The sequence below is a fragment of the Reichenbachiella faecimaris genome (genome assembly GCF_900176375.1).
GTDB classification, from domain to species: domain Bacteria; phylum Bacteroidota; class Bacteroidia; order Cytophagales; family Cyclobacteriaceae; genus Reichenbachiella; species Reichenbachiella faecimaris.
Genome location: NZ_FWYF01000001.1, coordinates 1,102,467 through 1,114,775, shown reverse-complemented (window position 1 = coordinate 1,114,775; position 12,309 = coordinate 1,102,467). Strand labels below are relative to the sequence as shown.

13 protein-coding genes are annotated in these 12,309 nt (G+C 40.3%); 3 read left to right on the top strand and 10 right to left on the bottom strand.

The features are described 5' to 3' along the window. Positions 1 to 18 precede the first annotated feature (18 nt). The 6 genes from B9A58_RS04655 to queD all read right to left on the bottom strand — a co-directional run bounded on the left by B9A58_RS04655 (position 19) and on the right by queD (position 4,867). Positions 19 to 1,299 (bottom strand): alginate export family protein, encoded by a 1,281-nt coding sequence (locus tag B9A58_RS04655; RefSeq protein WP_084371248.1) that lies wholly within the window; start codon positions 1,297 to 1,299, stop codon positions 19 to 21. A gap of 405 nt (positions 1,300 to 1,704) precedes the next feature. After that, a complete protein-coding gene (locus B9A58_RS04650; protein ID WP_139793742.1) occupies positions 1,705 to 1,968 on the bottom strand; it encodes a hypothetical protein in 264 nt (87 codons plus the stop codon). Positions 1,969 to 2,202: 234 nt separating this feature from the next. Then, entirely contained in the window at positions 2,203 to 2,910 is a 708-nt protein-coding gene (locus B9A58_RS04645) for a Crp/Fnr family transcriptional regulator (protein ID WP_084371246.1), read from the bottom strand. A gap of 120 nt (positions 2,911 to 3,030) precedes the next feature. Further along, entirely contained in the window at positions 3,031 to 3,258 is a 228-nt protein-coding gene (locus B9A58_RS04640; protein WP_084371245.1) for a ferredoxin, read from the bottom strand. A 2-nt stretch (positions 3,259 to 3,260) separates the two neighbouring features. Continuing rightward, the gene (locus tag B9A58_RS04635) at positions 3,261 to 4,502 is read right to left on the bottom strand and encodes a peptidase U32 family protein (protein WP_084371244.1); all 1,242 of its coding nucleotides are present in this window, start codon (positions 4,500 to 4,502) and stop codon (positions 3,261 to 3,263) included. An 8-nt stretch (positions 4,503 to 4,510) separates the two neighbouring features. Then, positions 4,511 to 4,867, bottom strand: coding sequence for a 6-carboxytetrahydropterin synthase QueD (gene queD / locus B9A58_RS04630; protein WP_084371243.1), 357 nt, complete (start codon positions 4,865 to 4,867; stop codon positions 4,511 to 4,513). Positions 4,868 to 5,095: 228 nt separating this feature from the next. On the opposite strand from queD, the gene B9A58_RS04625 reads away from it, so the two are divergent. Further along, positions 5,096 to 5,572, top strand: a complete 477-nt coding sequence (locus tag B9A58_RS04625) for a hypothetical protein (RefSeq protein WP_139793741.1) — start codon at positions 5,096 to 5,098, stop codon at positions 5,570 to 5,572. A gap of 110 nt (positions 5,573 to 5,682) precedes the next feature. On the opposite strand, the gene B9A58_RS04620 is transcribed toward B9A58_RS04625, so the two are convergent. Further along, complete coding sequence (locus B9A58_RS04620; protein ID WP_084371241.1) at positions 5,683 to 6,588, bottom strand: LysR family transcriptional regulator; 906 nt, start codon at positions 6,586 to 6,588, stop codon at positions 5,683 to 5,685. Positions 6,589 to 6,702: 114 nt separating this feature from the next. Here B9A58_RS04620 and B9A58_RS04615 point away from each other — a divergent pair, with 114 nt between their 5' ends. After that, on the top strand, positions 6,703 to 7,452 hold the full coding sequence (locus B9A58_RS04615; protein ID WP_084371240.1) for an SDR family oxidoreductase: 750 nt from the start codon (positions 6,703 to 6,705) through the stop codon (positions 7,450 to 7,452). Between the two features lie 61 nt (positions 7,453 to 7,513). Here the strand turns inward: B9A58_RS04615 and B9A58_RS04610 are convergent, their stop codons facing one another. The 3 genes from B9A58_RS04610 to B9A58_RS04600 form a co-directional block, all read right to left on the bottom strand. Continuing rightward, positions 7,514 to 8,764: a hypothetical protein gene (locus B9A58_RS04610; RefSeq protein ID WP_084371239.1), complete on the bottom strand. Its 1,251-nt coding sequence runs from the start codon at positions 8,762 to 8,764 to the stop codon at positions 7,514 to 7,516. Between the two features lie 155 nt (positions 8,765 to 8,919). After that, positions 8,920 to 9,210 carry a DUF1801 domain-containing protein gene (locus B9A58_RS04605; protein ID WP_245826985.1) on the bottom strand — a complete coding sequence of 97 codons (291 nt, stop codon included), beginning with the start codon at positions 9,208 to 9,210 and terminating at the stop codon, positions 8,920 to 8,922. A 63-nt stretch (positions 9,211 to 9,273) separates the two neighbouring features. Next, positions 9,274 to 11,247 (bottom strand): PAS domain-containing sensor histidine kinase, encoded by a 1,974-nt coding sequence (locus tag B9A58_RS04600; protein WP_176214674.1) that lies wholly within the window; start codon positions 11,245 to 11,247, stop codon positions 9,274 to 9,276. Positions 11,248 to 11,413: 166 nt separating this feature from the next. Here B9A58_RS04600 and B9A58_RS04595 point away from each other — a divergent pair, with 166 nt between their 5' ends. Next, a complete protein-coding gene (locus B9A58_RS04595; protein ID WP_084371236.1) occupies positions 11,414 to 12,304 on the top strand; it encodes a DMT family transporter in 891 nt (296 codons plus the stop codon). Positions 12,305 to 12,309 lie beyond the last annotated feature (5 nt).

Below are 12,309 nucleotides of genomic sequence, written 5' to 3'. Positions count from 1 at the left end.
ATTTTAATTGCTGGTGGATTATAGAAACTTAGGTTTGATGATCAGTTGAGCCCATGCCCAGTTGTTAAGAGAGTTGGACTCTGCTGTGTTCTTGATGATATCCATGCTGTCTGAAGCGAACATTTGTGAATAACCCAATTTGAAGGTGCCTACTTTACCTAAAGGAGTAACATAGACTATGTCCAGTTCAGTGCCCAGAGAAGCGCTAGCTTCCGTGATCCCATCTGCTTCATAGATGGTGCTGGCCGTTAAAAAATGGTGAAAGTGTCCAAGAATGGCTCCTTTCCCAATTTTGAATTTTGTCTTCAAGTACAAGTCTTGCAATCCTGAATTGCTATTGCCATTACCTACATAGAAGTAGTCCATAAAACCATAAAAGGCATGGTTTGTCCCGAACAGGGGAGCAAAGGTTGTGTTTTTGCCGCTTTCTACATCCTGACCAGAAAGATGATCATATCCTATAGTCAGTGGCGTAGCGCTGGTTGTGAGGGTAGCTGATACGGAAAACATGTAGGCACTCAAGTCGCTCAGGGCAATTTTACCTCCTTGGTAGAAAAATTCGCCATTAAGTTTGATGTCACCTACCTTTCTCATGGTCATCAAGCCATAAGTCTGTCTATTAGCAACTGAATCTTCTAAGCCATATTGTCTGGCATCATTAATCAGATAAGCAGATAAGCTGCCTTTTTCATATTTTTTATTGAGGTAAGCGAATTCCATGTGTTTGTAGTTGCCTGTGGCGTGGTATGGGCCGTTTCCAGTAAATGATGGATAGTAGGTGCCAGTAAGCCTCACTGGCTCTGCACCTGTCACAGGGTTTTGATTGTAGGCTATTCCCGCATGTACTTTGAGTCCAAGTGAATCTTCATACATGAATAGCGCGGCGTCGTGTCTGAGACCTTGCATGGCCCATTCTAGTCCGCCGAACATTCTTTGGTTGTCATACGAAATGATCTGACGACCAAATTTCACAGAAACTTTGTTTGTCATGTAGTATCTGGCCCAGGCTTCTGAGATACCAAATGAGCCGCCGTAGGTTTTGTCTACTATTCCGTCTGCTCCCCACATTCTGATGTCTTGTAGTGCTATGTTCACTTCATATTCGTCCGCTTTGTAGTTGGCATATAGTCTGGTTCTTTGTTCTGTGAAGAACGCTGGGTCAAGGCTTTCTGTCATCGGTTTTTTAAATCCATTTCTGAATTCAGATCTGGCATTGACCTCTCCGCTCATAGAAAATTGAGCTTGAGCTGAGGTGATGGTTATGATAATGGTGGATAAAGCCAGCATTAGTTTTTTCATGATTCTTATAGTTTAGTACTTAAATGATTGTTTTGGCTGGGTTAACAATGTTTGCGTACTATTACGTAATTGTATGGCAAACCTAGTCGGGCGCCGTGAGTGATGAAATGGTAAATGACAGTCTTAGAATCTTTTTTATTCGGCTTTTATTTCTGCGAAAACGCAGGGTTGTAATAGACTATTTTTGAAAAATACGTAATTAAGAATTGTAAACTAAGTAGTTGAATAGCTGTATTCACGTATTTACGAGTGGTTTGCACATAAAACAAAAAAGTAGGCATAACCTCCCTTTGGTGTTAGAAGGAAGATGGCATCTACTGAGTTGTGAAAAATTAATTACTTAGTTGGACTGAAAGATTTGGTCTTGACGAAGTTAAATGTTGAGTTGATCTACAACATTAAAAATCAATTTTTAGCGACATCAAAATTTTGCTTCATGTTAGGAGAGGCTTCGTCACTCATTTTCTGAACCAAGCTGTGCATCCATCCTAGCCGAACTACAGATAATACCAACATGAGCAGCCAGTAGCTAGACCACGAGCCCAATGCCTGACAATAGGTGGTCAAAGATGATTGAGCAAAATGAAACAGCGGAGTCTTTCGAGTCCCTGGCATGCCATCTACTGCTTCGACTTTGTTTGGGAAGTAGTCTGAGATGTACTTGTACACGGCCACTTTTCAAATACCCTAATTAGAGCCCAGCAGAATTGCCAGCCTGGAGAATACCCAAGGATTGGCTTGGTAATAAATATGCGTCGCCCCTTCAGCTAATAGCTGTTTTTTTGCGACCTGATCTGTGATAGCTACTATGGGCTCCTGCCAGATTTCTTTGAGTGGCCAGAAGTGGAATTCATCTTCGGCGTTTTCTAATTTGAATGTTTTGGCTTCTCTCTCAGAATTTAATTAACTGTCTAAGAAGAAATTATGCTCAGAAATTTCTTTTTTGAGTAAGTCGATATCTACGATGCCAATCTTCTTGCCTGATGCGCGTAGTAAGTTCTCTTTTTTCAAAGCAGATATTACGCGAATGACTTGCTCGTCTGTGGTTCCAGCAAAATCAGCGATCTCTTTTCTGGACAGTTGGATGTTTAGAAAATCATTGCTTTGTCCAAATTTTCGGTAGATATAGAGAATGGCGTCTATTACTTTTTCGCGCACGGTCATCTGTGCAAATTTCTTGACCTTGGTTTCACTTCTATTGAGTTCATCTGCATAAAACAGCATAAAATCATAAGTCAGATTAGGTGCGTGATGTAGCATGTCTTGCATCAATTCATTCGGAAAATTGCATAATATCGTATCTTCCAGTGCTACTGCATTGATTTGATAGGATTCGCCCATGCCAAATCCGCGATGACCAATGATTTCTCCATCTTTAGCGAATCTTACGATCTGCTCTCTACCCTGGAAGCCTGTTTTGGCTACTTTCGCTTTTCCTTTATTTACGAAGTATAGGCCATGAACTGGCGCCCCCTCTAAGATGAATTGTTGGCCTTTTTTACATTGTATCGTGTGTTTCTTGCTTAAGTACTGCTCAACATCTTTGTCATGACTATTCTTCTTAATGATACAGTCTTGATTCTTACAAGTGATACAAATTGCTCCTTCCATAATTGATAAAATACGTAATACTACGTACAAATATATGCAAACTACGTAAAATTCAAAATAGCATGACAGATATTTATCTGCGAAAAGGCAATTGTGATGATTAGAAGGTGATTTGAAGAACTACTTACCGTCTATCTTGATGATGTTGACAGGGCAACTAACAGCTGCTCTTTTATTTGCTTCTAGTTCATGTTCGTGGATGTCTACCTGGTAGATCCCTTTTTTCTCCTTGCCACCAACCAAAGTACACCTGCCGTCTTTTTTGGAAATTCTCCAGCGGTCAGGTGCTATTTCTACACAGGCGTTGCAGCCAATGCAGCGATCACGATATTGAGTGATCTTGTGCATGATCAGGCCGGTACTACTTTGTAAAGTTTGTCCGAGGGGCGAATCATTTCATCTATTTTGATAGAGAAACTGTCTCCCTTTTTCACTTGGTCTACAGATTGATCAGCGACTCTCATTTCTTCAATCTTGGCTTTTACAATACCAGTAGTAGGGCCAGTGATCATAATTTCATCGCCTTTTTCCAGTGCGTGGGTTTCCATAAGGAACTCGCCAACACCCAACTTGTTGAAGTATTTCACGCCTTTCCCAAGAAAGATTTTTTTAGTGGTGGCTTTAGATCCATGGACTTCACTCCATTCACCCATTTTTCTGCCCAGATAGTATCCATCCCAGAAGCCACGGTTATAGACTCTTTCTAGCTCAGTTTTCCAGTGATCAAACTTATCTTGAGTATATGTGCCTTCGTTGATAGCATCTCCTGCATCTCTATAGCACTTGGTGGTGGTGTAAACGTAGTCAGCGGCCCGTCCTCGTCCTTCAATCTTAAATACAGACACACCTGCGTCTACTACTTTGTCCATAAAGTCTATGGTACACAAGTCAGCAGCACTCATGATATATTCGTTGTCAATTTTGAGTTCGTTGCCTTGCTCATCTTTGACGGTGTATTCTCTTCTGCAATTTTGTACACAAGCTCCCCTGTTGGCAGAAGCCATATCAGAGTGAAGGCTCAAATAGCATTTGCCAGAAACTGCCATGCATAGTGCGCCATGAGCAAAAACCTCAATTCTCACTAATTCACCAGCTGGACCAGTGATGTTTCTTTTCTTAATTTCCCTAGTAATGTCTGCCACTTGCATCAAGCTCAGCTCACGAGCCATCACCATCACGTCCGCATACATGGCGTAGAATTCTACGGTTTCGATGTTGCTGATATTGGCTTGAGTAGAGATGTGAACAGGAAAACCAATTTTCTTGGCATAGTTCATAACTGAATGGTCAGCGGCAATGATAGCTGATATACCACTCTCTTTGGCTGCATCTACAATCGAACGCATGAGACTCATGTCATGATCGTACATCACGGTGTTGAGTGTGATGTATGACTTCATATTGTTTTCCGAACAGATGTCAGCTATTTTTCTAAGGTCTTCGAGTGTAAAATTGTTTGAAGACCGAGCACGCATGTTGAGTTGCTCTACTCCAAAGTAGATGGAGTTGGCTCCACCCTTGATGGCTGCATGCAAGCTTTCGTAAGAGCCTGCTGGTGCCATAATTTCGATATCGTGTCTTTTTGCTTCCATTGTCGTCTTTATTTTCCTTCGTAGATGGCTCCTGAGGTAGGAGTTTCATTCAACTCTAACTTACTCAAAAGAGGGAGTTTAGGTTGTATTTGTTCCCAAATCCAAACAACTATGCGTTCGGCCGTAGGATTCTCCAATCCCTTGATACTATTCAGTAACTGATGGTCGATGCGTTCGATTACTGGTTTTACTACGTCCTTTAGTTCTTTGAAATCCATCACCCATTGGAGTTCGGTATCCAAATCACCTTCTAGATAAACCGTAAGATTGTAGGTGTGACCATGCATATTTTTGCACTTATGCCCTTCCGGTACATTCGGAAGAAAATGAGCTGAATCAAATGCGAACTTTTTGTAAATAACCATCTTACCTGCTGTTTAATCCGCGAAGTTAGCTGATTTTCTTTCAACGCTGAAAATAGAGGTGCAAAATCCTGCAACACTGAGAAATCCGCCTTAATTTAATTTCCCGTTTGGGGAATTTATTTCTCATTTTAAGTCGGGTGTGTGGATTCAAGATGCTCTTATGCACATGTTGCACATGCTTTCCGTTTTGGAATGAATTTGGCAACCCATGAGCCAAACCCTTACGTCATGAAACATTCAATAATAAACAAACTAGATCTAGTGGCCCCGACCTATTCTACGAAGCAGCTCAATCGTTCGAAGAAGATAATTTCTAAGATGGAATTATTCAAAAGGAAACTCTTGAGAGGTTTTGAGCTGAGCCTCTTTCAAAAAAGAGGTAATGGTACTAAAACTGTAATGGAAAAAACTGGACGGCTTAATGATTTGTCAGGTGTGTATGTTGTCTCTTCCTCTACGGGCAAACTATTGATTTTGGGTTCTGCAAAAAAGGTGCTGGCTGATATTCAAAGATTGACAAGAGCTAAAAGAGTGAAAGATAAGGAGGTGCTTAAAAAGGTGGCTAACTACTATGGGTTCACAAATTACAAAATGGGTGAGAAGCTGTTGTTGGCCATGACGGTCAACTGGCTAGAGGTAACTGACGAAACTTTCAAGTTGATGCTGAAAAGAGCAATGATCCCTCATGTGAAGTTTGTGTTATAATAGCGGAAGAAGATGACGCAGAATGATAGATGCCCCAAAAGACAGCACAGTCAATCAATAAAAGTAACCGTGCTTGTATCTAACTGTACCTAAGGGTAAAGGGAAAGCGTCTAAGCAGGCGTATGTTGATTAATTTTCTTCAAAATTTTTAATACCTCCTCAGTCACTTTTGATTTGGTTTTTTTCTTGTTGGCAATGAGATACAGCTCCCTGTAGGGTATTTTTTTCAGCTGGCATGTTTGTAACGTTCCTTCATTTACAAAATGTTCTACTACAGTATCAAATGCAATAGATAGGCCAGAACCTCTGGTTTGCTGAAACAAGGTTTCGAATTCGTTGGGGATGACATAGTTGGGGACGATAGCAGGTCTTTTCTTGTCAAATACATTGAGCCAATAGACTTTGATAAAACTCGAATTGTGATCATGTGCATACCATTTATACTGTGCCAGCCAATCCTGAGCCATTTGATGACTCTTTTTGTATAATTTTTCTAATTCACTAAAATCAATTTCTGGCGTGCCTACCAGTACCACATTTTGAGCTGTTAGGTGATGACAATAGGTATCGAATGTATTTTGCTCCTCTGGTACAATAGCATAGAGCAAATTGCCTTCTTCTACGTCACGAATGAGCTGTTGCCTGGTGCCAAAAGTAAGATGGACATATTCGCCCAACTCTAATATTCTTTGGCAAAAGGCAGTTTTGTACAAATGAGGGGATACTCCAATGGTTAAAATATTTTTAAGGCTAGCGTCGGATTTGATGATGTTGTGCTCAACGCCCTCAAGTGCTTCAATTGACCCTGATATCATGGTGTTGAGCATGCGTCCTACATCAGTTTCTATCACTCCTTTAGACTTGCGTTCAAAGAGTTTTTTGCCCATTCTGGATTCCAAGGCCGAAATCTGCTGGCTTACAGTTGGTTGACTTACGCTGAGCATTTCTGCTGCCTGACTCAGGGACTTAGTTTTATAGACGGCACGAAAAGTTCTAAGCCATTCCAGATTAATCATGCTATAAATATTTTAATATCACAGATTCAAATTTACGATAAATATTTATAGCTACTTTTTTTTTGCTTCCGTTTTCTACACTTCAACTTTTAAAAAAACTAAAACAATAATCAAATGTCAGAAGTAAAAATTAACCCTGAAGGAAAAGTAGCATTGGTAAGTGGAGGTAATAGAGGGATTGGCAAAGCAATCGTGGTAGAATTACTCGAAAGAGGAGCGAGCAAAGTGTATGCAGGTGCTAGAAATCCGGAAACCTTGGTGGTGCTGAAAGAAAAGTATGGAGACCGTTTGGTGCCATTAAAATTAGATGTCACGGATAAAGACTCAGTGGCAGAAGCTGTGAAAACTGCTAGTGACGTGGATATTTTGATCAATAATGCTGGTGTGCTAAAATTCGATAGCATATTAGGAAAAGATGCTGGCGAAAATTTAGCTTTTCAGATATCAGTGAACGTGCAAGGTGTAATCAGCTTAACCAATGCATTCGTTAATGAATTGAAGCAAAGAGAAGTAGCAGCTATTGCTAATGTATCATCTTTGGCCGGGCTAGCCAATATGCCAGTGATTGGAACTTACTCCGTTACTAAAGCGGCTGTTCATAGTATTACGCAGGGTTACCGAGCAGAATTAGCTGAAACCAATGTTCTGGTATCAGGTGTCTATCCTGGAGCAATTGATACGGATATGACTAAGGATATGGAAATGGGCAAGGATACACCAGAGAATGTGGCTAAGGCAGTGGTAGATGGATTGATTGCTGGACTGGAAGACATCTATCCAGATGTAATGTCTGAGCAATTGGGCGCTGGCTATGGCACAAGCCCAAAAACAATAGAAAAAGAGTTTGCCAAGTATATTGGCTAAGCATCAAGTAGTTTGAGTTGGTTTTGAATCCCAACGGCGCAGCCGTCGGGATTTTTTTGTTTTATTCTGCTGGCCGTCTCGCAATCGCCACTTCTTCTTTAAACCAGCAATCCACAATCACGGATTGCCCCACTTCATAGCTATTGAAATGAATTTCTTCCATAGTAGGAAACTGGGCTTCAGCCAGAGCCATATTTTTTTCATCACTAGCCATTTTGAATTTGTCATAAGCCGCAATAAATACGGCCCGGCGAGCCACAATATCTTTTTCGCCTACGCACTCATTAAAGCTGGACATGTAGAGATTGCCAATCAGCTTGTAAGCCTCCCTGTTGTTCGATTTAGCAATGGACTGTTTGGCATATTTATGAGCTTCCTGTTTCTTTTGATCTAGTGTCATGGTCTTAGCCAATTCCAAATAAACATCTCCTTCTTCAGTAGGGTTTTTGGCTTGCTGAAGCGCAATGCCCAAATACTTTTTGGCATCACCTAACCGCTTGTCAATGATGGACTTTTTGGCAGCGTATATGGCTAATTTGTATTCAGGATCTTTTTCCAAAACGACGGACAATGCTTGCTGCGCTTTGCTGTTTACTTCACAGTCCATCTTGAAGACCATATTCAAGTAGCGTTTGGCATTGTCCAGACCGCTTACATCTTTGCCATATATTTCTTCCACTTTGGTGCAATCCAAATCTATAGCTTCCAGCAGCATTTGGTCTATTTTTTCCATATAGCCTTTTTCATCACCTTGGGCATTTATTTCCCTGGAAATATTATCGTAATTCGAAAGGACCAATGATTCGTCGAATGCTTGTTTATACTTTTTTGCCCGACGCATCACATCAAAGTAGGCGAGCATGTTGGATTGGGAGACACCTGTAATCTTCTCATCAAAGCGAGCTTGAAATAGAGAAGCTAAGCTGTCGTATTTGGCGGGTTGACTGATCCAATAACGGTAAATAGAAGAGAGGTATTGATTTTGTACCTGATCGTCATTGCCGAAAATTGACAGTCGCTTCGCATATAAACCAAGTGCTTTCTGCTGATAGGCTCTGATAGCTTCCTTGTCATCAGTTTCCTTCATCAGATATTCATAAACCTTCACCCCTTTGATGTAATATTTCTCCTCTTCTTCGGGGCTGTTTTTGATGATAAATTCTAAATTGGTTTCAGCCTTTTTCCAGTCTTTCAGATAGTAATAATCCTGAAACATGAGTTTGCAATCTTCTAATGTGGGCTGATGTTGCTGTGCCCATGCAACTGTAGATAAAAATAAGGTTACTGTGAGGGTTGAAATCCATTGAGTCATTTGAGTCTTTTTTTTGATTTTAAGAAGAGTTGCAATTATTGTGCTAAAACTACAAATTAGCTATTAAGGCTGTGTGACGTTAATTTTATTGTTTAGTGGTGTACGATTATGTACAGTTTGTAATGGAGGTGTACAGCTTTTGTGAAAAATGATACTTAGCCTGTATACAATGCTACTGCCAGTAAGAGCACTTCTTGAATGATTTCAATCTCCAAGTCAGCATTTGGATCAACAGGCAATATTTTCATTTTGCTTCTGTCGCCTTGTTGTAGTGCGGGGTGATCAATTTGTCGACCTTCTACTATCAACAAGTAGGGGTGTCCAGATTTCTTGTCAGTCCAGATATAACAAAAGGCTTTGTTTTTGTAGAGGTAGCAGGGCATGCCATACTTCTTGGTCTCTTTAATTTCCACGTCGAATTTCAGTACGATTGTTCTGAGAGCCAAAAGGCAACTTTTAACGGGTTCGGACTTTTCTAAATAAAATGAAGATAAATCTGGATGCATAGATCAATTTTGAAAATGCAGCTTGAAAGTCGTTCCTTGATTCACCTTACTTTCGACCTCTATTTGTCCACCCATGGCTTCAAGATGTCTTTTGGTCATGAATAGACCCAGACCCTGACCGTCTGATGTGTCGTGTAGACGTGTGCCTAACTTAAACATCTTTTCATGATACTTATTCAGATCTATTCCGAGCCCTTGATCCTTGATAAAAACGGTAGTGCCTGCACTTTCTTGACTAGCGTAGATGTCCAGTTTTTTTGATTGATCTGTTATCCCGTATTTCAGTGCATTAGTGATCAGGTTGTGAAAAATGCTATCTAGATAAGCAGGAAACGCTTTGATCACATGAAAATCGTCAATATTGACATGCAGATCTACTTCTTTCTTTTTGATGATTTGATTTGTAAGTTTTAGCACCCTTTGTACAGCTTCAGACAAGTTGCAATCTACTTTTTCAAGTACATCATTTCCATTTTCGAAGTTGATCAATTGGTTGATATTGGTAATCGAGTTGTCCAGCTTTTGTGTGGTTGTCTTCAGCATGTCTAGATAGTCTTCATTGTCTGGAACTACTTGAATCATCTGCGAAAGGCCGATCATATTAGCCACTGAGGCTCTCATATTGTGAGAAGTGATATATGAAAATTCTTTCAAGCGTTTGTTTTGGTCTTTTGTCCTGGAGAGCAACTTGGCCAATTCTGTTTCTTTTTCACTTCTTATTTTAATATTCACCAGCATATTTGAGAATATCCTCAGCAAGGCTATTTCTTTTTCTGTGTAGGTATGATGATTCTTCACAGAATCGAACCCTACGAGCCCCACATACTTGCCATCTTGTATCAAGGGCACAGTTAAAATGCTCTTTATCTCTTGTTCTATCGTGATATCCTTAGAGGGACCTTCTGGCATGAGTGAGGTGTCTGGGATATAGACGTGTCTGCTGTCTGGATAAGTTAGCTCAGGGATTGTATGAAGTGGTAATCCTTGAAGTTTGTCTATAAAAGGTGTGACTTCTTCTGAACACCACTCGAAGGTGTTATCTATGGTTTGTTCTTCTGGATTATAGTCAAAAATATAGGCTCGATCCGCATCAACAAAATCACCTAACTCTTCGAGTGATTTTTGGATAATGGATTCAACTTGATCCAGAGGGGCATTGATGTATTGAGTTGAAATTTTCATCAAAAGCTTTTGCAAGTCTGCCTGTGCATGCAAGGCATGTTCCACTTGTTTTTCTTTGGTGATGTCTCTGACAGTCGCTTGTAAAAACTGTCTTTCACTAAAATTCACCCGAGTCAACAATACAGTAGCTGGGAAGCTTTCTCCGTTCATGCGCTGGTGTGTCCATTCGAAATAGTGGGACCCATTTGTCATAGCCGTTTGGATCATGCGTTTAGCTTTTTCTGAAGAGAGTTCACCATCTGGTTGGACTTCAGGGGAAACTTGCCAGGGCCCCATTGAAGTCCATTCGGCCATATCCCGAACCTTGAACATTTCGAGAATGCGCTCATTGCCAGTGGTAAATTTCCAAGAAGGAGGCTCCAAAGTCATTATCGCATCTTTTGAAGTGACGAATAGGCGTCTGTACATTTCATTGGCCTCTACACGTTCTTCTTCGTGTTTGGTTTTTTCAGTTATGTCCACGACCAATGCAGAGAAACCATAAATCTCTTCGTTCTTCAAAAGTGGCGCATACATGATGTCGTAATATCTGATGATTTTACCAGATTCAAATGGACGAGTGACTGTGAAACTTTCTCCGGCTAGTGCACGATCAAAATGCGATTTTGCGAGGGATTTAGAAGATGGTGCTTTAAACAAATCCAATATGCAATCACCTTTTTTTGCCTCCTGTCCATACATCTGTTTGAGCAACTTGACACCACTTTTATTGATAGTGAGAATTTTGTATGATGTGTCTAATGCTATGACTATCAGTGTATCATATCCATCAAGTATTTGCTCTTGGAGATTCATTTTCTCAGCTGGTATTGGGTTAAGCCGTTTAAATATAGGCGAAGACATAGAGAGGTACAAACCTAATTTCCTAACGAATCAAATCTATCACATTTTCTCATCACTGAGATTAGCATTATTCATCAAGTAGTTTTGTTTAGCTTACGCTAATTGCAGAACATTGATCATGAATAAGAATCTTTGGCTATTTATCATTCCAGCGCTGATCTGGGGATCTACCTGGTTTACTATCAAATTTCAATTGGGCATTGTGGATCCTTTAGTGTCTGTGGTTTATCGCTATTTGCTAGCAGGTACGCTTATGCTTTCCTTTTGTTTTTTGACTAAAAAGAAAATGAGCTTTTCTTTTAGAGATCATGGGTTTATGGCCTTGCAGGGCTTTCTGCTGTTTGGAGTTAACTATTGGTTGGTTTATGAAGCAGAAGTCTATCTGGCTAGTGGACTAATTGCTGTGGCTTATTCAACCCTAGTATTTTTGAATTCTGGTTTTGGTGCCATATTCTTAAAGCGTCCAATAAATAAAAGCATACTGATGGCTGCCTTATTTGGTTTGTCAGGTACCATTCTCATTTTCAGTAATGAATTTTTGGGATTGACCTTTTCACAGGAGACTATTGTTGGTACCACTATTACTGTTCTTTCAGTTGTCATAGCTTCACTTGGAAATATCACGTCTGCAAGAAATTCAGCTAATAATATTCCTGTCATTCAAGCCAATGCCTACGGCATGTTGTATGGAGGTATTTGGATGGGACTTTTAGCTCTGATATTGGATAGACCATTTAGTTTTGATCCATCAACTTCTTATATCATCTCCTTGTTATACTTGACAGTTTTCGGATCTATTATAGCGTTCGGCACCTATCTTACTCTGATCAGTCGAGTGGGTGCAGATAAAGCCGCCTATGCGTTGGTCATCATTCCTGTGATCGCCATTGGTATTTCGTCAATTTTTGAAAGCTATCAAATGACCTTGTATGCAGCCCTAGGTGTAGTTCTTATCTTGATTGGAAATGTTCTAGCCATTCGCCAAAAAAAGAAAGAGCCAGCGCTATAGCTTCA